General features: G+C 38.7%; 23 protein-coding genes. 1 reads left to right on the forward strand and 22 read right to left on the reverse strand.

The window, feature by feature from the left end:
* Window positions 1–180 precede the first annotated feature (180 nt).
* The 6 genes from glcT to L2716_RS10475 all read right to left on the reverse strand — a co-directional run bounded on the left by glcT (window position 181) and on the right by L2716_RS10475 (window position 5298).
* Complete coding sequence (glcT, locus tag L2716_RS10450; RefSeq protein ID WP_236334330.1) at window positions 181–1020, reverse strand: glucose PTS transporter transcription antiterminator GlcT; 840 nt, start codon at window positions 1018–1020, stop codon at window positions 181–183.
* Between the two features lie 203 nt (window positions 1021–1223).
* Complete coding sequence (locus L2716_RS10455; RefSeq protein ID WP_221566329.1) at window positions 1224–1448, reverse strand: helix-turn-helix domain-containing protein; 225 nt, start codon at window positions 1446–1448, stop codon at window positions 1224–1226.
* Window positions 1449–1564: 116 nt separating this feature from the next.
* Window positions 1565–2032, reverse strand: a complete 468-nt coding sequence (locus L2716_RS10460; protein WP_236334332.1) for an acyl-CoA thioesterase — start codon at window positions 2030–2032, stop codon at window positions 1565–1567.
* A gap of 70 nt (window positions 2033–2102) precedes the next feature.
* On the reverse strand, window positions 2103–2864 hold the full coding sequence (sdhB, locus tag L2716_RS10465) for a succinate dehydrogenase iron-sulfur subunit (RefSeq protein ID WP_236334333.1): 762 nt from the start codon (window positions 2862–2864) through the stop codon (window positions 2103–2105).
* A gap of 6 nt (window positions 2865–2870) precedes the next feature.
* A complete protein-coding gene (gene sdhA, locus L2716_RS10470; RefSeq protein WP_236334335.1) occupies window positions 2871–4631 on the reverse strand; it encodes a succinate dehydrogenase flavoprotein subunit in 1761 nt (586 codons plus the stop codon).
* Between the two features lie 13 nt (window positions 4632–4644).
* On the reverse strand, window positions 4645–5298 hold the full coding sequence (locus L2716_RS10475) for a succinate dehydrogenase cytochrome b558 subunit (protein WP_236334337.1): 654 nt from the start codon (window positions 5296–5298) through the stop codon (window positions 4645–4647).
* Between the two features lie 351 nt (window positions 5299–5649).
* Between L2716_RS10475 and L2716_RS10480 the strand changes: the two genes are divergently transcribed.
* Entirely contained in the window at window positions 5650–6126 is a 477-nt protein-coding gene (locus tag L2716_RS10480) for a YslB family protein (RefSeq protein WP_236334339.1), read from the forward strand.
* 82 nt (window positions 6127–6208) lie between these two features.
* Here the strand turns inward: L2716_RS10480 and uvrC are convergent, their stop codons facing one another.
* From uvrC to L2716_RS10560, 16 genes are all read right to left on the reverse strand, one after another.
* Window positions 6209–8005, reverse strand: a complete 1797-nt coding sequence (gene uvrC / locus L2716_RS10485; protein WP_236334342.1) for an excinuclease ABC subunit UvrC — start codon at window positions 8003–8005, stop codon at window positions 6209–6211.
* A gap of 13 nt (window positions 8006–8018) precedes the next feature.
* Window positions 8019–9485 carry a nucleoporin-interacting protein gene (locus L2716_RS10490; protein ID WP_236334344.1) on the reverse strand — a complete coding sequence of 489 codons (1467 nt, stop codon included), beginning with the start codon at window positions 9483–9485 and terminating at the stop codon, window positions 8019–8021.
* Between the two features lie 148 nt (window positions 9486–9633).
* Window positions 9634–10590, reverse strand: a complete 957-nt coding sequence (locus L2716_RS10495) for an FTR1 family iron permease (protein ID WP_236334346.1) — start codon at window positions 10588–10590, stop codon at window positions 9634–9636.
* 29 nt (window positions 10591–10619) lie between these two features.
* Window positions 10620–11399, reverse strand: coding sequence for a hypothetical protein (locus L2716_RS10500; RefSeq protein WP_236334348.1), 780 nt, complete (start codon window positions 11397–11399; stop codon window positions 10620–10622).
* Window positions 11400–11416: 17 nt separating this feature from the next.
* Complete coding sequence (locus tag L2716_RS10505) at window positions 11417–12154, reverse strand: glycosyltransferase family 2 protein (protein ID WP_236334350.1); 738 nt, start codon at window positions 12152–12154, stop codon at window positions 11417–11419.
* Window positions 12117–13631 (reverse strand): alkaline phosphatase family protein, encoded by a 1515-nt coding sequence (locus L2716_RS10510; protein ID WP_236334352.1) that lies wholly within the window; start codon window positions 13629–13631, stop codon window positions 12117–12119. Before L2716_RS10510 ends, L2716_RS10505 begins: the two co-directional genes overlap by 38 nt.
* A complete protein-coding gene (locus L2716_RS10515) occupies window positions 13628–14554 on the reverse strand; it encodes a lysylphosphatidylglycerol synthase transmembrane domain-containing protein (protein WP_236334354.1) in 927 nt (308 codons plus the stop codon). The genes L2716_RS10510 and L2716_RS10515 overlap by 4 nt, the downstream gene beginning before the upstream one ends.
* A complete protein-coding gene (locus L2716_RS10520; protein ID WP_268963975.1) occupies window positions 14542–15495 on the reverse strand; it encodes an NAD-dependent epimerase/dehydratase family protein in 954 nt (317 codons plus the stop codon). The genes L2716_RS10515 and L2716_RS10520 overlap by 13 nt, the downstream gene beginning before the upstream one ends.
* Window positions 15496–15666: 171 nt before the next feature.
* Entirely contained in the window at window positions 15667–16854 is a 1188-nt protein-coding gene (locus L2716_RS10525; protein ID WP_236334356.1) for a hypothetical protein, read from the reverse strand.
* A 268-nt stretch (window positions 16855–17122) separates the two neighbouring features.
* Window positions 17123–17437, reverse strand: coding sequence for a thioredoxin (trxA, locus tag L2716_RS10530; RefSeq protein WP_236334358.1), 315 nt, complete (start codon window positions 17435–17437; stop codon window positions 17123–17125).
* A 203-nt stretch (window positions 17438–17640) separates the two neighbouring features.
* A complete protein-coding gene (locus L2716_RS10535; RefSeq protein ID WP_236334360.1) occupies window positions 17641–18612 on the reverse strand; it encodes an electron transfer flavoprotein subunit alpha/FixB family protein in 972 nt (323 codons plus the stop codon).
* Window positions 18613–18628: 16 nt separating this feature from the next.
* Window positions 18629–19399 (reverse strand): electron transfer flavoprotein subunit beta/FixA family protein, encoded by a 771-nt coding sequence (locus L2716_RS10540; RefSeq protein WP_236334362.1) that lies wholly within the window; start codon window positions 19397–19399, stop codon window positions 18629–18631.
* Window positions 19400–19417: 18 nt separating this feature from the next.
* Window positions 19418–20191: an enoyl-CoA hydratase gene (locus tag L2716_RS10545; RefSeq protein ID WP_236334364.1), complete on the reverse strand. Its 774-nt coding sequence runs from the start codon at window positions 20189–20191 to the stop codon at window positions 19418–19420.
* A gap of 14 nt (window positions 20192–20205) precedes the next feature.
* A complete protein-coding gene (gene fadR, locus L2716_RS10550) occupies window positions 20206–20802 on the reverse strand; it encodes a fatty acid metabolism transcriptional regulator FadR (protein ID WP_236334366.1) in 597 nt (198 codons plus the stop codon).
* Window positions 20803–21125: 323 nt separating this feature from the next.
* Window positions 21126–22790, reverse strand: coding sequence for an AMP-binding protein (locus L2716_RS10555; protein ID WP_268964047.1), 1665 nt, complete (start codon window positions 22788–22790; stop codon window positions 21126–21128).
* A 307-nt stretch (window positions 22791–23097) separates the two neighbouring features.
* Window positions 23098–23505, reverse strand: coding sequence for a DUF350 domain-containing protein (locus tag L2716_RS10560; RefSeq protein ID WP_236334368.1), 408 nt, complete (start codon window positions 23503–23505; stop codon window positions 23098–23100).
* Between the last annotated feature and the right edge of the window lie 27 nt (window positions 23506–23532).

Here is a 23532-nt window from a genome sequence, read left to right on the forward strand (position 1 = left end):
GATCGTTTAATTCCATTCAACCAATAAGAAGAATACGTTTACATTTTGCTTGTTAAAAGAATCAAAAAAGGCATGAGTAAAGAATAAAATACAGTCAAAGATAGGATACCCATCTTCTGTATTTCAATTATTCTTCACTCATGCCTGATCGTATCAGTAACACGTAAAGTCATATTCTTTTTATTGTGATGAAAGCCTTTGCAAATGCATCGTTAAATATATAGCCTCTGCATCAGAAGCTTTCTTCCCCAACTGATGTTGCATAACTTTCATCAGTTTCCATGCAGTATTGTAGCATAAAGGATATTCGTCTTTCAACACCTTTGCTAATTTATGTTGACTTCCTACTTGCTCCCCACTTTCAATCCTTTCGATTCCACGCCTTAGGTGTTGAATCAGTCTCACGTAATTGATACTACCTTTATCCAAACTAATGTCTAGTTGTTGTTCAATAAGTTGAACAAGTGAATTCATGAGTTGTGAGTACTTATTCAGGTCTGATAGCGAGCGACTTGTAGTCGCACTATGTAAATGTAAGGTTATAAATCCAATTTCACCGTCTGGAAGGTAAACCCCTGTTTCCCGGTGAACCACTTCTACAACTTCTTCTGCGACAGCATATTCTCTCGGGTACATGAGCTGAGTCTCTTTTAAAAACGGATTCACGATGTCCATGCCTTGTTGTATTCTCTTTATCGCAAATGCAATGTGGTCCGTTAAGGCAATATGTATATGTTCATCGAATTGAACATTTAATTTCTGTTCACTAAGTTGAATTATATCATTCATAACTAGAATGATACTTTCATCAATTTCAGAAATTAATTGTTTATATTGGTGCTGCTTTTCTTCATCTTTAAGCACATATAGCTTATCTACATTTGTTTCTTCTAATCGATCACCAGATTTCTTTGAGAAACCGATGCCTTTTCCAATTAGCACTGCTTCTTGCTGATTTTCACCAATCGCAATGACAACATTATTATTTAATATTTTCAGTATCGTATAGTGGTCTTCCATGCAACGCCATCCCTTTCAGTTAAACGACGGTATAAGACGTCAACATCATATCGAATCATACTGGACTCGTCAACTTTTAAGTCAAAACTAAACCTAATGGTAATGGTTTGTTACATGTTCTTGTAAATTTTTACTCATCAACAGTAACAGAGTTTGAATCCAAAAAAAGATGCGGCTTTCATATATATGAAAGCCGCAAACCTCTAAATCTCCAACTCGCCAAGCCGCAGTAGCTCGACGACAGCCTGGGAGCGCCCCTTGACACCTAATTTTTGCATCGTATTAGAAATGTGATTTCGAACCGTTTTCTCACTAATGAAAAGTTGTTCAGCAATCTCCCTGGTTGTCTTGTCTTGAACAAGAAGTTCGAATACTTCTCTCTCCCTTTTTGTAAGTAGAGGCTTCGGTCGGTAGTGTTTATCTTTCAATGATTTCACCCCTCCTTGCATGGGCTAACGAGCTGCGGTTATGCAGAAAAGATATTTAGTCAACATATCATATGAAGGGATGAAATTGGTCGTGACTTGCCACGCATAAAAAAATCTTATATCTTTATCGAATTCTTTATATTTTCCATTCGTTCAACCATGTGGCCAGACCATAATTCCGGTTTTCCAGTATTTTTATCGATATGTACAATTCGGCCACGTCCTACAAACACAGCGTTACCTTGCTCATTCTCTGCCATATAATGCAAGTCTATAGAAGTTTTACCTATCCGAGCGACTTTCACATAAATTTTGAGTGCTTCGTCGAAGTACACTTGATTTAAAAAATCACATTGAAGGTCTGACACAACTGGTATTGTATTTACCTCAGGCTTGTTCCATTCTCCCATGAAACCTAGTTCTTTAAAAAGTTGAATTCTTGCATCTTCAAAATAAACAAAAGGTACAGTATTATTTAAATGATTAAACGGATCTACTTCAGAAAAGCGTACTTTTACATCAATAAAAAAATGAAAATCCTTTACCCAATTTTCCCAGTCTTGTATATAACTAATCTGTTTCATAAAACCCCTCCTAATTAAATAACAAGGACTGCCATTTATTCGGTCAGTCCTTGTAGTTTGTCATATTATTCTATTGAGCATCTGATCCGAAAAAGCTTCGGAACGATTGTAATGTTGTATCACGATTTAATGCTGCGATAGAAGTTGTTAATGGAATACCTTTAGGACATGATTGGACACAGTTTTGTGAATTACCACATGAAGCTAGTCCACCGTCACCCATTAATGCTTCCAAACGTTCTGCTTTATTCATTTCACCCGTTGGATGAGCGTTGAATAAACGTACTTGAGATAATGGAGCAGGTCCGATAAAGTCTGATTTATCATTCACATTCGGACAAGCTTCTAAACAAACACCACATGTCATACACTTCGAAAGTTCATATGCCCATTGTCGTTTCGTTTCAGGCATACGCGGTCCAGGTCCTAGATCGTAAGTTCCATCAATAGGAATCCACGCCTTTACTTTCTTCAATGCATCAAACATTCGACTACGATCAACTTGAAGGTCGCGTACGACAGGGAATGTTGACATTGGCTCAAGACGAATCGGTTGTTCTAACTTATCAACAAGCGCTGTACATGATTGACGAGGTTTACCGTTGATGACCATTGAACAAGCTCCGCAAACCTCTTCTAAACATCCCATTTCCCAAGTAATTGGCGTTGTGTTCTCACCCTTACTATTCACTGGGTTACGACGGATTTCCATCAATGCCGAAATGACATTCATATTCGGTCGATAAGGGATCTCAAACTGTTCATCATAAGCTGCTGAATCAGGGTTGTCCTGCCGTTTAATTATGAATTGAATCTTTTTCTCTTCAGCCATGATTAATTATTTCGCCCCCTTCTTCTTAGAATAATCACGCTTACGTGGTTCGATGAGAGACGTATCAACAGGTTCGTATTCAAAGTCTGGACCATTCTTCTCTGGATTAAAGATGGCTTTTGTTGTCTTCAACCATTCTTCATCATTACGATCTGGGAAGTCTGGCTTGTAATGCGCTCCACGACTTTCGTTACGATTTAATGCTCCTAAAGTTACGACACGTGCTAATTGAAGCATGTGCCACAATTGACGTGTAAACGATACACCTTGGTTACTCCATTTAGAAGTATCATTGATGTTGATATTTTTATACCGCTCCATCAATTCCACAATCTTATCGTCTGTTTCTTTCAACTTATCGTTATGGCGAACAACTGTAACGTTCGCAGTCATCCACTCACCTAACTCTTTATGAAGTTGATATGCATTTTCAGTGCCATCCATTTTCATAATTTGCGCTAAGTGATCTTCTTCTTTCTTCACTTGACGCTCATAAACCGTAGAAGAGATATCTTCAGTTGTCTTTTCTAAACCGTTGATGTACTCTGCAGCCTTCGGTCCTGCAACCATTCCGCCAAAGATGGAAGAAAGCAACGAGTTCGCACCTAAGCGGTTTGCACCGTGCTGTGAATAATCACATTCTCCAGCTGCAAATAGACCAGGTATGTTCGTCATTTGATTATAATCGATCCACATTCCACCCATTGAATAATGGACAGCAGGGAAGATCTTCATTGGTACTTTGCGTGGGTCATCTCCCATGAACTTTTCATAGATTTCAATGATTCCACCGAGCTTAATATCGAGCTCTTTAGGATCTTTGTGAGAAAGATCGAGGTAAACCATGTTTTCACCATTTATACCAAGCTTTTGTCTCACACAAACATCGAAAATTTCACGTGTAGCAATATCACGTGGAACTAAGTTTCCATAAGCAGGATACTTTTCTTCTAAGAAGTACCAAGGCTTACCATCTTTATAAGTCCAAACACGTCCACCTTCACCACGAGCTGATTCACTCATCAATCGAAGTTTATCGTCTCCAGGAATTGCTGTTGGATGAATTTGAATAAATTCACCATTTGCATAGTGAACACCCTGTTGGTAAAGTGCTGATGCTGCTGCACCAGTATTGATTACAGAGTTCGTAGATTTTCCGAAAATGACACCAGGTCCACCTGTTGCCATAATGACAGCATCTGACTTAAAGCTTTGAATTTCAGAAGTTTTCAAGTTCTGAGCTACGATACCACGACAAACTTGATCGTCGTCTAGTACTGCTGATTGGAAATCCCATCCTTCATACTTCGTAACTAGACCTTGTACTTCATAGCGTCGCACCTGCTCGTCAAGTGCATAAAGAAGTTGCTGACCTGTTGTGGCACCAGCAAATGCTGTTCTATGATGTTGAGTACCTCCAAAGCGTCGGAAGTCCAACAATCCTTCTGGTGTACGGTTGAACATAACACCCATTCGATCTAATAAATGAATGATACCAGGTGCAGCATCACACATCGCTTTTACTGGCGGTTGGTTCGCAAGGAAGTCTCCACCATATACCGTGTCATCAAAGTGTTCCCAAGGCGAATCACCTTCACCTTTTGTGTTAACCGCTCCGTTTATTCCGCCTTGCGCACAAACGGAGTGAGAGCGTTTAACAGGTACGAGTGAGAACAAATCAACGTGCATTCCTGATTCGGCGGATTTGATTGCAGCCATGAGTCCTGCCAATCCACCACCAACAATTATGATATTACCTTTGCTCATCGTGACTCACTCCTTATAAAATTGGTAGGTTTGTCGCAAGAGAAGCAAACCATTCAGGGTATACGAATGCGAAAATCGAACGCATTCCAATAATTGAAACTGCAAAGAATATTCCGACTGTCACATAAGTAGCGATCTTTTGTGAGCGTGGAGAAACCGCAATACCCCAGCTAACTAAAAACGACCATAATCCGTTTGAGAAATGGAAGATCGTTGATAAGACACCAATTACGTAGAACCAAACCATGATTGGATTACTAAAAATTTCTTCCATCATGTTGAAATTCACTTCTGCACCGAATGCAGCTGCAACTCGAGTTTCCCATACGTGCCATGAAATGAATATCAAAGTGATAATTCCTGTTACACGCTGAAGCATGAACATCCAGTTTCGGAAGTAACCATATCGGTTTGCATTATTACGAGCCTGAAATGTTATGTACAATCCAAATACAGCATGAAAGATGATCGGTAGAAAAATGACGAAAATTTCAAGGAAATAACGAAATGGAAGTGTCTCCATAAAGTGTGCTGCAGCATTAAATTCTTCACGACCTCTTGTCGCAAAATGGTTTACTGTTAAATGTTGTACTAAATATAAACCAATTGGTATAACACCAAGTAACGAATGTAGTCTTCTTAAAACAAAATCCTTATTATTTGCCATGTCTGTGCCCCCTTTTGATAGTGTTGCCGCTGCAAATTCAAATAAATTCAAAATTCCGATCATACGCTCAGGAAAAAATCGTCCGCCGAAGACAAGCTCCGACAAGAATTGATAACATGTTTATTGTACTCTCATCATATAGGACCGTCAAGAAAACGAATACAATTGATTTTCAGAAAGTTCATGAACATGAAAGCCCTTTCTATATAAAGCATTTACGTCCCTTACTTTAACCATTTACACTATAAAAAAATCATACTTACATTTTTAAAGATTACTTTGTCGTTTCGACATTCACAGGATTGTTATATAATAAAGAAAGTGATTTTGGGGAAGGAAAGGAGTGGTTATATGAAAAAAGACAAGAATATCCTTCCACAACCTAGTGAAAAAGAAAGCTATTTATTTGGGTATGAATTATTAAGAGATGTGCTACTACCAGAGCTACTTGGGAAAGAGGATCAAAGTCTTTTATATTGGGCAGGAAGAACGTTAGCACGCAAATATCCTATGGACACGACTGAAGAACTTATTCAGTTTTTCGCAAAAGCTAATTTTGGCGAACTTACCTTAAAAGAAGAAACAACCAAAGATATGACCTTCGAACTAACTTCGGAGCGAATTTCTGACTTACTTACGAAGAGGAAACATGATTCCTTTCAATTAGAAGCAGGATTTCTAGCAGAACAAATTCAACGGAAGAAAGAAAAAATAACGGAATCATTGGAAGAAGTAAAACGTGGGAAACTCGATAAAATCATTTTCAAAGTTCAATGGGACCGTAAGGATGAAGTTAAAGATACCGAGGAAAACCCGGTTCATAGTTAATATAAACAAAAGGCTGATCATATCCATACTTTGGAATTGATCAGCCTTTTTAAATCGGTTCATTTTTTACAAGTTTATGAGCTTACTTTTCTTCTCTATCTTTCTCCAAATCAGCAAAGTAAGTCACAATATTTTCAGCCACCGAGCTTGGAATTTGAGCATTTGTTAAATCTTCAACAGAAGCTTGTTTAATTCGCTTAAAGGAGCCGAAGTGACGCAACAAAGCTTTTCTTCTCTTTTCTCCGATACCAGGAATACTGTCCAAACTCGATTGAACCATGCCCTTTTCTCGAATTTGCCGGTGAAATGTGATGGCAAATCGGTGAACCTCATCTTGTATTCTTTGTAGTAAGTAAAATTCCTGACTATTCCGTGACAAAGGAACAATCGCCGGTGGGTCGCCCATCATCAACTGTGCAGTATTATGCTTGTCATCTTTTACAAGTCCACATACAGGAATCGATAAACCAAGTTCATTCTCCAAGACATCGATGGCAGCACTGATTTGTCCTTTTCCGCCATCAATGATAATTAAATCAGGTAACGGTATATCTTCTTTTAATACCCTTGAATAACGTCTTCGAGTGACTTCTCGCATAGAAGCATAATCGTCTGGTCCTTCAACAGTCTTAATTTTATATTTTCGATATTGCTTTTTGTCTGGCTTTCCATCCGTAAACACAACCATTGCAGAAACTGGATTTGTCCCTTGGATGTTAGAATTATCAAAGGCTTCTATCCGAATTGGTGTATCAATTCCTAATTGATTTCCGAGATTTTCTATTGCCTTGATCGTTCGCTCTTCATCTCTTTGAATCAACTCAAACTTTTCACTCAATGCGATCTTAGCATTCTTTGTAGCTAAATTTACTAAGTCTTTTTTCTTTCCTCGCTGTGGTTGAGAGACAGGGATTTTAAGCAATTTTTCTAGCAATTCATTCTCAACATGCTTGGGCACTAAGATTTCCTTAGGCATAATATGATTCTTCTGTAGATAGAACTGCCCAACAAAGGATAAGAATTCTTCTTCCGAGTCGTTATATATCGGGAAAAGAGAAACGTCTCGTTCAATCAACTTTCCTTGTCGTACAAAGAAAACTTGAACGCACATCCAGCCTTTATCTACGTGATATCCAAACACATCTCGATCCTTTTGGTCTGTATGAACCATCTTCTGTTGTTCCATTACAGATTCGATATGACGAATTTGATCACGAAGCTCCTTTGCGCGTTCAAACTCTAGTTCCTCTGCTGCTTTTTCCATCTTCTTCTGAAGATCCTTCTTTACATCTTGATGTCCACCATTCAAAAACCTAATAATACCCTCTACCATTTCTCGATTTTGTTCCTCTGTAACATCATATACACAAGGAGCAAGGCACTGTCCCATATGATAATACAGACAGACACGGTCCGGTAATTTATTACACTTTCTTAGTGGATAAATGCGGTCTAGAAGTTTCTTCGTTTCATTTGCAGCATAAGCATTTGGATAAGGACCAAAATAACGTCCGGACTTTTTCTTTATTTGACGGGACGTAATTAACCTAGGATGCTTCTCATTAGTAATTTTTATATATGGATAACTTTTATCATCTTTAAGCATGACGTTATAACGCGGATCATGCTTCTTGATTAGATTCATTTCCAGTACAAGTGCTTCTAAATCTGAAGACGTGACGATGTATTCAAAATCCACGATTTCCAATACGAGCCTTTGCGTCTTTCCATCGTGTGATCCGGTAAAATAAGATCGAACACGGTTGCGTAAATTTTTCGCTTTTCCAACATATATGATCGTGCCATTCCGAGCCTTCATTAAGTAACAGCCAGGTTGATTCGGAAGCACTGACAATTTTTGTTTGAGGTGGTGTTCCATACATTCTCCTCCTTTAAGGAGTTTTGTTCGTGGGATCCCATTCATACAATGTAATCGTGCTATAAATAGGATCGACTAAATGGTTTGACTGGAAGGTTTTCACCTTTCTAAATCGAGTAGACACTTCCACTCCTTGAATTTTAAAACCTTTTAGAACGCGATCCGTAACGAAAATGCGATGATTCTTGAAATGATTCATTTCCTCTTTAAATAGGTGGTATCGATAAACCTTCTTATAATAAAAAGGGGCATGCAAATAATCAAAAACACGTTCTTCTTCCCATGTGAATATGACTGAACGGTCATCTAACTCAGACATATAATTTGTTAACTGATAGGAAGCAGGCGTTTGTGTTTTAATTTCCTTCAAGTGTGAAATTCCTTGTATTGATTGTATCATCATAAGGGGAACAAGTGTTAGTGTGAGCACCACACTGTTCCACTTCGACCTTTTTATACTTCCCGCTAGATTTATGAAAATGATCATGAACAAAGGAACAAGTGGGAGGATATGTCTCGGTTTTTCAATATTTTGACCAACTAATGCCCATATGAAATAGGTGATCATTAAGAGGACAATTAAATAAGCAGATTTCTCGAATGCCGGTTTTCTTGAAAAAATTAGACAAACCAGTAGGAGCATAAGAAAACCGGTTACAGTGGATTCACCGAGTACGCCAGTCCATATAAAATTCACAAATGTTAACTGGATGAAGCGCTCAAGCAATGATAAATTACTCGTTGCAACCGAGCCTCCCCATTCACTAAAGTGACCATTTGTAAAAGCAACAGACAACTCCAAGAATGAAGAAATACCTCCAGCACTAACAATTAACCCGTTAATCCAAATTGCTTGGAATAATAAAAACAGTCCCGTTTCCAAAATCAATATACTCGTTTCACGAGTTTTCCTCCACCGGATCCACCATACGATCAATAATCCGATACCAAGCGGAAAATAGGATAAACGAATGCCCATCACTAAACTAAATAAGAATGATGCTAGGATAGAAAACCTTAGCTTTTCCGGATTTCTTAATGAAACATCTAATGCCCAAACGAACCAAAGAAGTAAAGCGACTGCAGAAGCTTCACTCATAGGTTGTGTAGACATAATCCAAATGTATGTAGAGGATTGTACGACTAACGCGCCAATAATAGCCAACCAGTATTCCATTCTTTTACCTAAATAAAGAAATACAGGAATAATTGCCGTTGTCATTAATACACCATTCACGATGGATAAAGATTGTGCAGGATCATCAATACCTGCATTTACGAGCATCCCCATAAATATAAAATAAGGGTATCCAGGAAAGTGAGGCTGCATCATGAACAAATCAAACTGATCGATCGCAAGGCTGAAATCTACCATATCCCAAGTCGAGGCATATGAACTTGCGAAAGAAGTACGTATGAATAAAATAAATGCCCCAAATAAGACTAGAGCTAATATGTATATTGTTTTACTCTTTTCCATTATGATTCACCATACGTTTCCTCGCCTCATCTTTATATGTAACTATGATCTACTTCGATTGTGAATGAGAACACACTTAACAATAACAGCACTCTATGGAAATGAAAACAAGACGCATACATTTCTGTATCCGTCTTGTCGCTCTCATTTAAGTGTTAATGGTAGACACACCAGCTGAGTTCTTTTGGTAAGCATTTGCAGTACTTGTCTTTTGCGAAGTAGGTTTCTGAACCTTTTCTTTTCCGTTATGTTTTACTAATAAGTAAATGACAACGAAATATCCGATATAGGCGACAACTTCTTCTATCGAAGGCATGGATGAATACCCGAACAGTGCCTTGAAGAATATGCCGATTTCCCCTGACATAAGTGGTGCTACACCATTGTCCCTAATATAGTGCGCATAATCTATTGGATGTTCAGGTAGAAAAGCTGTCAGATTATAAGCATGCGGCATGACACTTCCAATAATCTTCAAATCTTGCATCATAGAAATGCCTTGGACAAGCAATCCAGCAGCAACGATAACGATAAATGCACCTGTTACTTTAAAGAAAGTCTTCAACGGCACTCTCATTGTACCTTTAAAGAAGAAATAAGATATAGTAACTGCGATAAGTACACCAGAGATTGCTCCCCAACCTGTAATGGCTTTTTCAATGTTTCCACCTGTAATTGCGGCAAAGAAAAATACTGTTTCGATTCCTTCACGGAGTACGACTAGAAAAGAATGGATGACCATACCGACCACATTACCAGTTGTTAAGAATCCATCTAGCTTTGATTCCATTTCACCCTTCATGTTACGACTATGCTTCGCCATCCAAAATACCATTTGGGTTAAGAGTACCGAAGAAATGAGCATGATTGAGATTTTCAAATACATTTCACTACCCATAGCTGCAAAGCCTGTAAAGACAACTTGGAACAATAATGCCGCTCCAAAGCTAGCAAGTACGGCTAAGCCCACTCCTAGCCAGACATACTTTGTAAATTCTGGTCTTTTAATTCGCTTTAGGTAAGTGGTGATAATTCCAACTATAAGTAAAGCTTCTAACACTTCTCGAAATGTAATCAATAATGCTTGAATTTCTAAACTCGACATGTCTCTCTCCCCTATCTAGTTCAGGCCTCTTATCTTCTTCTACGAACGTAAAAGACGACTCCGATAATAATCACTGCTATGACAATCATGGGTACCCAGTTCTTCAGCTGAGCGTAATCCGTCCAGCTCTGAGTACTATTCTGTCCATCATCAGATGTGCCATCATTGGCGTAATGTCCAACTTCAACACTTTCTAAATCGAAGTATTGTTTTAATTCATTCAGAATGACTTCCTTACTTTCCTTGTAGCCTTCAAAATCTGCTTCCTTTTCTCCGACTCCGAATAACCCTGGATTGCCTAATGCTTTTAGAGCATTTTCAAACTCCTCTTTTATCTTGCTGTTCGTTTCGGGTTTTTCATTTTGTACATTTGGAGAAAGGACTTTATATGTAGCATTGGCTTTAGCTAATAAAACCTTATTTTTATCAACATCATCAAATTTCTTTTCAATAGCTCCTAAACGTCTTGAAATATTTAAGACGAGGATCGTTTGCATATGGTTGATGATCGACTCTTTATCCTCTGCATCAAAAGCTTCTTCAACGTTTGCTACCACTTCATTACCCATATGTAATTGAATTTCTTCTTTCACTGTATTGAACATTTCTCGAGCTTTATCATAATCATCGTTGTTTAAATAACCCATCATTTCCTCATAGGCGATGGCTACCTGCTCTTCACTTGGATCCCCGTAAGAGTATGCCATTGCTTCTATTGGAATTGATATTGTCAGTAATACGAGTAACATAGTTTGAAGTAAAACGCGCATATTCATCTTCCCTTCATCGTAAATGATAATCATTATCATGCAAAAAGTCAACGCTTTTAGCGAAATTGATTCTCAGTTAGCTCATCCTTATATGCTTTATGTGCCGGTTTTCGTCTCATCTCTTTATAAATGGCTGGAATTACGCTAGACATATAGGCTTTGAACTTAATAAATGATTGTCCCTTTGTACGGACTTGATAGCGGATTGGAATTTCTTTCATACGATAACCTTTCCTCACAAGGTTCAACGTTACCACTTGGGCATAATTATAGTCATGGATAATTTCCGCATCCTGTGTCGCTTCTCTAGAAAAAGCTCTCATACCAGACTGGCCATCGTAAATCCAACGTTTAAGGAGGATCGATTGAATCAAAGTGAACAAGTAATTCCCAAGTCTCCGGTGTATCTTCATACCCTTTATCGTTCCTTTGAAGCGTGACCCCATTACATAATCTGCATTTCCATTGATAATGGGTGCAACCAATTCAGGAATTTGTTCAGATGGGTATTCATTATCCGCATCGATCATTACACTGATTTCAGCGTCTAACTCAGCTGAGACGTGAAGTCCTTCTCTGACAGCTGCACCTAGGCCTTTATTCTGTTGAAAGGAGCGGATATGGTCCGCTCCTGCACGTTTAGCAATTTGTACAGTCCTGTCAGTTGATCCATCATCTATTACGAGTATCTCCACCTTATAATCAGCATGAAAGTCTCTCGGTATACGATTAATTACATCTTCTATAGAGTTTTCTTCATTGTGTGCCGGTAAAAAAACGATGATTTTCTTCATGCTGTTCCCTCTTTTCATTTGAAGATTGCTGAAATGCTTTTTCGAGAATCTTCCCTCTACTATGACTTGGGAAGGGTGTTCCTAATAAGTGAGCCAAGGTAGGTGCAACAGATACGAGTGATTCTCGGTCCTCAATGACTTGACCTGACTGAATGTGAGGTCCCCATAAGAAAAATGGAACAAAACGCTCACCTTCATCAAGATGACCATGTCCACCAATGCCATCAGCCTGTCCATGATCCGCACAAATCATTAACGTTGTATTTTTCATTTTCCCTTCATCATCTAGCCATCCTACAAACTCTTCTATTAACTTGTCTGCTTCTTCAATCTTTTGAATGTATTCATCATAAAATACACCTTGAGAATGACCTGTTTGATCTGTTCCGATTAACTGCGTAATAAATAAGTCTGGATCTTCCTCTTTCATAATCTTTTTTGAGCGATCAATAATATTCCGATCTGCAAGGTCATTGTGCATGACTGCTGTAACCGTATCGACATCTTTTCCAAGTGAATCAACGAGATGGGCGATGCCTAACAATCGGCCCTTTTTTCCGACCTTTCTTAATGAATCAAAAATACTTTCAACCTTAATGCCTAATTTCCATACCATATTTGACGTGATCCCATGTTCAAATGGATAAGTCCCAGTGAACATTGACGTAAAACATACGACAGTACGGGCTGGATAAACGGTTTCCATCTGTGTATATTCGGTTCCACCTTTTCTTAGCTTGTCCAAAAAGGGCGTATTGGCTTGGTAAAAGCGTTCCTTTCTCATACCGTCAATGACGATCACAACTACTTTATCTGAGAGGCCATCACCTGGTTTTTCATTTTCATGTGTATAAGTGCTATACATTTCCGGTTTCCAATCAAACAAATGTCGATGAAGAATAAAAGTATATAGCCAGAACCCTAATAAGAACAGAGATGGACCATAGAGCGATTCTACCCGAAATGAATTTGCAGACGTTAGAGATTGATAAAACATATGCCAAAACGAAAGCGCGAGTAAAATCTTCGGAAGCTGTTCTTGCGCATTCCCACTTGTGGAGTCACTATTTTTCAGGACTAGCTTCCAAAATCGCGTAAAGTTCATCCAACTCGTACCGATTCGTAAATGATAATAAAACGTTCCCCAGAAAAAGACTGTAAAAAAGAAATACAATCCGATTGCAAAGAACAATAACGGGATATGTATGGCTGGCCAGAGCACGACAAAGACGACAAATGGAATCCACAAATAGTTTCTGAGCATTAATGGAAAATCATAAATAAAAAATAGTATGAATAAGGGCACGGTTAACAACAAAGCAAGAATGCCATTTTGCCAAAAGCTAAGATCCCCCCAGCTTTGCACATGGAATAGGAGTAGCGTACCTAATATGAATATTGGTGTGAATGGCTTTCCTTCGTTCAATAGGTTCCAACATCTTGCAGCGATTTTCTCAAACTTTGATGCTTGTTTCATGACTGTTCTCCTTTCCGATTCACCCACTTTTTGATCATATGAATAGGTACTGGCGTCCACAAAATTAATCCTATCCCAATGAAAAATGAAAGTATAAATTTAAAAAGATGGGTTGATAAAGCAATGCTGTATCCTTTTTTAATGGCAATACTCATTGAAGCAAGTACCGCTGTCATAACACTTTCATACGTCCCTAAACCACCCGGTGTAAAATGGAACACTTGACCTGCGACAGTCAGACTGTTGACCCAAACACTTTGAAGGTAGCCTAATGGAGATCCAAACATTTTTGCGATTTCAAATAAGACGATCCCTTCAAATACCCAGCTCATTGTTGTTAACGAAACAATCATAACGGCTGCTTTAGGACTTATTTCTTTTAAATGATTAACCCCTCTATTCAACCACTTAAACCGTTTCCTAAATATTAGCCCTACAATGACTAATAATAATCCGCCAACAATAAATAAGAAAAACAATAAGGTAGAAATATGATAGCCGAATAAGAAAGCGCCAATCATAGCGACTATTCCCAAAACACCGAGATCAAGTATGCGTAAAGTTACGACAGAAGAAAGAGAGCGTTTAAATGAAATCTGGTGATTTAAGGTTACTATGCCCGCTCGAATGAAATCACCTGCTTTAACCGGCAAAATATGATTAAACACAAAACTATAAAAGATACCAACCATACTCGACTTGAAGGTGATGGATCCTTTCAAGAAAATACGCCAAGCCAAGGCTCTGAGTAAAAAGGCAGATGTATAGACTACAGTTACAATGATGACACTTAACCAATTGAAAGACTGAAGAAAGGAGCTTTGTATCTCCTCATCTTTCAATACAACAATGGATATCCAAACAAAAATACTGATGAACAAAAGTCGGATGAACCAAATCAACTTACTTTTCATATATCCCATGTTTTCGCCCATTGAACCGTCCTATCGATTCCTTCCTGAATACTCATTGTTGGAGCATAATTAAGTATTGTCCTTGCCTTCGTTATATCTGACCATGTCTGATTCACATCTCCCGTTCTCCAAGGCTTCTCAATTACATTCATTTTTGGAAAATGGCTGCGGAAGATCCTTAATAATTCGTTCATTGTAATCGGATTTCCGGAACCGATGTTAAAGGTTTCATATGCATGCTTTGCATGTATTGCTGCATGTATGCCATCAACACAATCCTCAACATACGTATAATCCCTTGCACTATTAAGGCTGTATACTTCAATAGGTTGTCCTGAAAGAAGACGATGCGTGAATTTAGGTATAGCCATATCTGGCCTACCCCATGGACCATACACCGTAAATAAACGTAAAATGGTCACCTGAAAACCATATAGTCTCTGAAAGGCATGACAAAAGGATTCGGCCCCAGCCTTTGCTGCAGCATAAGGAGATTCAACTTCCCCAACTCTCATCTCCTCACTAAATGCGCCTTCCTTATTGCCATAAACTGATGATGACGAAGCGAAGAGTACATGGTTAACCCCACTCTCTCCTGAGGCTTTTAATACATTAATTGTCGCCTTGATATCATAATCTACATATGGGATTGGCTGTTCTACAGAGTATGTGACTCCAGGTAAAGCAGCAAGATGAATGACGGAATCGAATTGATGCGTTTGAAATAAAACAGCCGTTTTCTCTTCATCCCTTAAATCTTCCTGGATGAATGTAAAGCGACCATATCGCTCTAAATCTTTCATATGTAATTGTTTCTGCTTTATAGAATAATAAGGATCAAGATTATCAATGATCGTCACATCATGCATTTCAGAAATCAATCGCTTACACAAATGACCTCCAATAAATCCTGCTCCACCTGTCACTGCAATTTTCACAAGTCTCAACAACTTTCCTAATCTACTCGATTAAACTATCCACCGTATCATTATAGTATACCTTTACAAGAATGAAATATTGAAAAGGCTGAACTCATAAGGAAAGTGCCCGACACTTCTGTGTAAACAGTGTGTCCGACACTCCGAGTCAGCCCTTATATATAAATCATGCTTACTATGATGTTATTTCGTAAATTCGTTCAACGTTTTTTCAATGGATGTTAGTATTTCTTTAGCTTTCTCTTGATCATCTGCTTTTACAGCTCCGATATAATCTTCAGCCTGTTTGCGTAGATCAGCATATCCATCTTCACCTAGTTCACGTTGAAAATCTGTTTCAAGAATTTCAATGAATAAAGCACCTTCTAGAGCAGTGATCATTGACTTGTCTTCGCCCCAATATTCTTGGCTCTCTTCATATTCATGTAGTGCTACTTTAGAAAATCCACTTACGAAAGCTTCATTTATTGCTTTAGGGTCTAATTTCGTAACATCACTCTCAAGGTTCAATTGAGATTCAATCATTTTTGCTTCTTCACTTGCATATTTTTCCAGGTATCCTGTGAGTGATTGATAGAATGCCCAACCTTCAGCTTGCTCTACACGAGCTGATTCTGGATCTTCTTTCGCTTCTTTAGCAGCTTTAGTTGCATATCCATGAGGTTCTGCACCTACAGCAAGGTAGAATGTACGCATTAACGTTTTATCGACGATTTGCTTACCTAATTGGAATGCGAGCTCATCATCATTTTCAACCGCTTGGTCCATTTCATCGAATCCACCTTGGATGGTTTCTGCCATTTTTGTGGAATAAGCTGCGTCACGCTTTTGAACAGTGCCTTCAAGTGCAGCATAGAATGCTTTTGCTTCTTCAAGCTCAGTTGTTACTTCTTCTTTTTCTCCCCAGTGCTCTTTAATTTCAATGAATTCATGTCGCATCGTTAAGAAAAATGCTTCTTGCATGATTTTATCAAAAATTTGCTTTACGACATATCCGTCAAGATCTCCTGATTTTCCTGCTTCAAGCGCAGTTGTAATTTGTTGGTCCATTGAAGTTTCAAATTCTCCATCACGCTTCTTCACAAGAGATTGAAGATCTTCTTTATATAGCTTGGAGACCATTTCATAGTCCACTTCTTTATCTTCTTTCGCTTTCGCTAATTCGTCTTTCCCAGTGTTGTATGATTCCACTGTTGTAGCAATGTCTTCTGTAACCGATTGCTCGTTGTCGGTTTCAGTAGCTTTCTCTTCGTTTTCATTTTTCTCTGATTGTGTATTGTTTTCTTCTTTCTTCTCATCTTGTCCACAAGCTGAAAGAAGTAAGCTTAATGCTAAGAAACTGCTTGTTGCGAATTTAAATTTGTTTGTCATTCTGTTCTCCCCCGTAATATGTATTGTTAATGATAATGATTATCATTACTGCTATCCGTAAAGTATTATATCGATAATGATTCTCAGTGTCAAATAAAGTTTTGATTTTTTCTACAATACTTTGTTTAGAACCGGGGATCGGTACGTGTCTGGATGTCCCGCATGTACAGAAAATGAGAGCTGATGATTTTTAGGGTGCGCGGCACTCTCTCTCATGAAAAACAAAAAAGCTGACTCCTAAACGGAGCCAGCAGTTTTGGTATAAGGTTTATTTGTGTTTGTTGATTAGTTCAACAAGAGCTTCTTTTGGTTGGAAACCAACAACTTGATCGACAACTTCGCCATCCTTAAACAGCATTAGTGTTGGAATACTCATTACACCGAATTTTCCAGCTGTTTCTTGGTTCTCATCTACATCTAACTTTACGATTTTTACATCGTCGTTCATTTCGCTATCAATCTCTTCCAATACAGGTGCGATCATTTTACAAGGTCCACACCAAGGTGCCCAGAAGTCCGCTAAAACTAGACCTTCGCCAGTTTCTGCATTGAAGTTTTGGTCTGTTGCATGTGTAATAGCCATAAAATTTTGCCTCCTCATCAATCATTCTTCACTTTCAATGGAAAGTATATCATTTTAAGAATAAACATCCTAACATTTTGCTTTCAGAGGTAGCATACCCTTTTTCAAAAAAACTCACACATATCGGCGTGTGAATTTAAAAGGAACTTAGCATACTAAAAACAGGGCTGACTATGTAAGCCAGCCCCTTTCATCGTTAAATTTTAAACAAGTACCTTTTTGAATTCTTCAGTTAGTTTAGGTACAACATCGAACAGATCTCCAACAATACCGTAATCCGCAATGTTAAAAATGTTCGCTTCAGGATCTTTGTTAATCGCTACGATAATTTTCGAGTTAGACATTCCAGCCAAGTGCTGAATAGCACCAGAAATACCACAAGCGATATATAAATCTGGTGTTACAACTTTACCAGTTTGTCCGATTTGAAGTGAATAATCGCAATAATCCGCATCACAAGCTCCACGTGATGCCCCAACAGCTGCACCAAGAACTTCTGCAAGTTCGTTCAATGGTTCGAAGCCATCTGTTGACTTCACACCACGTCCACCTGCAACGATTACTTTTGCTTCAGAAAGGTCTACACCATCCGTTGTTTTACGAATGATTTCTTTTACGATCGTACGTAAGTCTTTAATAGTAACATCGACCTTCGTTACATCACCTTGGAGACTATCATTTCTCTCAGGTGCTTCGATGTTATTAGGACGAATCGTGACAAACATCGATCCATCTGTAATGATTTTCTTTTCGAATGCTTTACCTGAATAAATCGGTCTAGTGAATACAATATTACCACCAGTATTCTCAATGCCCGTAATATCTGAAACTAATCCAGATTGTAATTTCGCAGCAATACGAGGTGATAGATCCTTACCTAAAGCTGTGTGACCAAATACAATACCTTCAGGGCTTTCAGCATCAATTACCTGCATCAATGCTTGTGTATAAGCATCAGATGTATACGTTTTCAAATTTTCGTCTTCTGCTACAAGTACACGGTCTGCTCCATACTTGTACATTTCACCTGCAACGTCACTCACAGCTTCTCCACAGACTAATCCGATGATCTCTCCACCTTCAGAAATTTCCTTTGCTGCTGCAATTGCTTCAAAAGAAACATTACGTAGTTCACCGTCTCTGACTTCACCTAATACTAATACTTTTTTCGCCATCGATTTCTCTCCCCTTCTATATCACTTTTGCTTCAGATCGTAATAATGACACAAGCTCTTTCACTTGGTCGTCCACTTCGCCTTCTAATACTTTTCCTGCTTGTTTTTCTGGTGGAAGGTAAATTTCTAACGTTCTTGTTTTACCTTCAACATCGTCCTCATCAAGATCGATATCATCTAGTTCAAGCTCCTCAAGAGGCTTTTTCTTCGCTTTCATGATTCCAGGTAGTGAAGGGTAGCGTGGCTCGTTCAACCCTTGTTGCGCCGTTACGAGAACAGGTAAAGAGGTTTCGATAATCTCAAGGTCACCCTCTACGTCACGTTCAATTTTGGCAGTCGTTCCATCAATTTCTAAACTCGTGATCGTTGTAACATGAGCAATATCTAATAATTCTGCTAAGCGAGGACCTACTTGTCCAGATGCTCCGTCAATTGCTACGTTTCCACCTAGAATAATGTCGACTTCCTTATCTTTGAAGTAAGCAGCAAGGATTTTAGCTGTAGAATATTGGTCTCCGTATTCTACATCTTCATCATCAATCAATACGGCTTTATCTGCACCCATAGCAAGTGCTGTACGTAATTGCTTATCGCTTTCTTCCTCACCTACTGTTACAACCGTTACTTCTCCACCATGTTCATCACGCAATTTAATCGCTTCTTCAACTGCGTATTCGTCATATGGGTTGATGATGAATTCCACACCATCTTCACTGATTTTCCCGTTTTCAATCGCGATCTTTTCTTCCGTATCGAATGTTCTTTTCAAAATGACATAAATGTTCATCTATGTTTCCCTCCTATTTTATCGGTCTTGAAAATCTGGCTTACGCTTTTCTATAAATGCCTTAATTCCTTCTTGTCCATCGTGAGAGGCAAAAGCTTTTCCAAAGGCTTCCGTTTCTTTCTTTGCACCTTGCTCATACTCACCATTCCTTGCGTAGTCAACTAGTTCTAAGGCTAGTCCAACTGCTACTGCACTTTTGCTAGCTGCTTTACTTGCTAGCCCATATGCTGTATCAAGAAGGTCTTCTTCAGATACTGCATGGTTTGCAAGGCCCCACTGGAGTGCATCTGTACCGATTATCGGTTCACTTGTCAAAAGCATTTCTGTCGCTTTTGCTGCACCAACATATCTCGGCAAACGCTGTGAACCAGCAAAGCCAGGGACAAGCCCTAGTTGTAATTCTGGTAAACCAAGTTTCGCAGAATCCGTTACTAGACGTATATGGCAAGCCATTGCTAACTCTAAACCTCCACCGAGCGCAGCTCCATGAATCGCAGCAATGACTGGTTTAGAGAACTGTTCAATCCGGTCAAACACCTGTTGTCCAAAAGCACCTAGTTCAGAGAAACCTGATGCGTCTTTTACCGTTGTAAATTCCTTGATGTCAGCACCGGCTGAGAAGAACCTGCCTTCTCCACGAATGACAATAGCTTTGACATCAGTATCATTTTCAATTTCATTCAGCACTGTGTCGATTTCTTTAATCATTGGGGAACAAAGCGCATTGGCTGGCGCGTGTTGCAATAGGATCGTTCCGATTTGATTTTCCTTCGAATAGGATAAGTACTCCAAATTTTCTCCTCCTCTTAACTTGGTCTATAACGAAAGCCATTAATAAGAAGATCATGGACAGACTGTGCAAGCGCTGTCAAATCATAGCGATGATCATTCATGACCCAGCTTGTCGTCGTTTCATCGATTGTACCAAAGATCATTTGACGTACAATTCGTATATCAATATCAGGATGAAAGACTTTTTGGTCAATACCGTTGATAATGATTTCATCAACTAAATCGAGGTACCGCATCAGTACTTCTCCAATCTTTGCACGGAGTGCCCGATTGGTTTGACGTAATTCTAGCTGTGTCACAATCGCTAGTTCATGATCGACTGATAACTGTTTGAAATGCATTTCAATCAGCGTTAATAACTTATCTTCAACAGAATGCTTTTGTTCAATTTCATTTTTTGTCGTGTCAATAAAGTGGCCCATTTTCTCTTGGAACAAGGAAATCAATAGGTCTTCCTTGTTTTTGAAATAGAGATAAATGGTACCATCTGCTACACCTGCCTCACGTGCAATCTTCGAGATCTGCGACTGGTGATAGCCATGCTCAGCAATGACCGATACAGCTGCATCAATAATTTTGTCATATTTAGGTCCTTTTCGTTTAACGGTCATATGCCTTTACCTCCACGTTATAGAAACGAAAAACTGCTTTGGAGACGCTTAGAAAAGCTGTTCTTCCCCTATGCAATTTAACTCATTTTTTCCTTTAACAAAAAATGAATGAACATTCACTCGGGTTCATTGTACTGTAAAAACGTGTGGAAAGTCAATGAATCTTTCGTATTTTTCAGAATTTTAGCCATCCTGTTGATTATCTGAATTATATCATTAATCTGTTAAAAATATAAAGCAGATGGGTTATTGCAAAAGATTCCCAAAAAGAAAAATGCTGACTAAACATCAATGTTCATTGACGTTTAATCAGCATCAGTCGTTTATGCGTTCTCTTTTATTTTTTGCTTTTCTTCTTCAACCAATACTCTTCGGAGAACCTTTCCTACCATTGTCTTTGGTAGTTCATCTCTGAATTCATAAAGTCGCGGCACCTTAAAGGAGGCAAGGTATTTCCGACAATGTTCATCGAGTTCTTCTTCAGAGCAAGTCACTCCGTCCTTCAGTACGACAAAAGCTTTTACCGTTTCTCCTCGGTAAGGATCCGGTACACCTATTACAGTAGCTTCCATCACTTTCGGATGCTCGAACAATATTTCTTCAATTTCACGCGGATAGATGTTGAATCCACCTGCAATGATCATGTCTTTCTTTCGATCGACGATATAGAAGTACCCTTTTTCATCCATGTAGCCCATATCACCAGTCAACAACCAACCATCATGAAACGTAGAAGCGGTCTCCTCAGGTTGATTCCAGTAGCCTTTCATTACTTGTGGACCACGGATCATCAATTCTCCAACTTCCTTTTCTTCCGCAATCGTCCCTGTTTCTGCTGATAATATGGCAGCCTCTGTATTCGGCCATGGTACACCAATACTACCTATAACACGGTTTCCATAAAGAAAATTTGCGTGCGTGACAGGGGAAGCTTCAGTTAAACCATATCCTTCAACGAGATTTCCATTTGTAATCTCCTCAAAGTTCTCTTGCACTTCAACTGGCAAAGGAGCTGAGCCACTGATGCAGCTAGCAATGGAAGAAAGGTCATATGAATGAATGTTCGGGTCGTTCAATAGTGCAATATACATTGTAGGTGCGCCAGGAAACATGGTCGGTTTATGCTTTCCGATCGCTTTGAGTACTTGCTTCGGATCAAACTTAGGGAGAATGATCATTTCACCAAGATACATAATCGAAAAGTTCATGACACATGTCATACCATAAACGTGGAAGAATGGTAAAGCGCCAAGAATTTTTTCTTCACCATATTTCGCCTTATACATCCAAGTTCGACACTGCATCGTATTCGCGACAAGGTTGTAATGCGTTAACATAACACCCTTTGCAGGTCCTGTTGTTCCACCAGTATACTGTAATAAAGCAAGGTCTTCTTTCACATCGAAATCGATGTCTATTGAACTAACATCGCCTTCTTCCAACAGTTTCTTGAAAGAATGAATGGTATCCGTGTATTCCACGCGAACGACCAAATTTGTTTGCTTCTTCTGAACAAATGGATAAATAAGGTTCTTCGGAAACGGTAAGTAGTCCTTCACACCTGTTACTACGATGTGCTCAAGCGAAGTTCGATTTTTTACCGCCTCTACTCTTGGAAATAATAGATCCAAACAGATAATGATTTTAGAACCTGAATCAATGAGTTGATGTTCAAGTTCACGCTCTGTATAAAGAGGATTCGTTTGAACGACAATTCCTCCAGCCATGAGTGCACCATAATAACTAATGACTGATTGCGGGGAATTCGGAAGCATGATGGCTACTCGGTCACCTTTTCTTATTCCAAGTGAACGCAATCGATTTGCCATCCTTAAAGCTTCTTCGTACACGCTACCATAGGTCATCCGTTTGCCAAGAAAATCTAGTGCAGGTTTCTCAGGATGCTTTCTAGCCGCCTCCTCCAAATAGTACTGTAAAGGCTTTTCGTCAATCTCAATGTCATGAGGGATCTCTTCGGGATATTGCATTAACCAATTCTTCTCCACCTTAATCTCCTCCTTTTATACCGCTCCTTTCCTTTAAAAAAACTCACACTCTAACACTATTATAATGAAAACGCATGCAATTTTATATATTTTTAGAATATTTCCAATAAATTTTGTTACTTCTAATATATGTATTATTGAAATCAGTAAAAAAGACCCCCTCCTATTGGAGAGAATCTTGAGGCTTTGTATTAAAAGTTTGCTACACGATTAAATAAATGATTCCTGTTAAAATAAAAAGGCCACAACAAACTAAAAGTACTTTCCATAATGTTTCCATTGCATTCACCTATCCGATACTGCTGCCGATTACGAATGAGAGACCTACGGAAATGACCATAGAAATTAAACCGACAGCTCTATTATCTTTTTGAATCTCTTCGTCTATTTTGAACCTCGGTGTCAAGAATTCAAAAATGAAATATCCGATCAACATGAGGATAAACCCGTATACGCCCCATATCGTCATATCCAAAATTGAATCATTATGTTCAATAGAGTATCTAAATATATTGGCAATCCCGAAAATTTTACCACCAGTAGCAAGAGCAACAGAGAAGTTTCCATTACTGATTTCTTCCCAGTTTTTGTATTTCGTTACAATTTCGAATATAGATAGAAAGACAATTAGACTTAATACTACTACACTATAATTGGCAACCGTATCTACATAAGGATTCGCTAGCAAGTTGTCCATAGATTCCCCGCTTTCTCTTTTAACTAT

The sequence above is a fragment of the Pseudalkalibacillus berkeleyi genome, from assembly GCF_021608225.1.
GTDB lineage: Bacteria > Bacillota > Bacilli > Bacillales > Fictibacillaceae > Pseudalkalibacillus > Pseudalkalibacillus berkeleyi.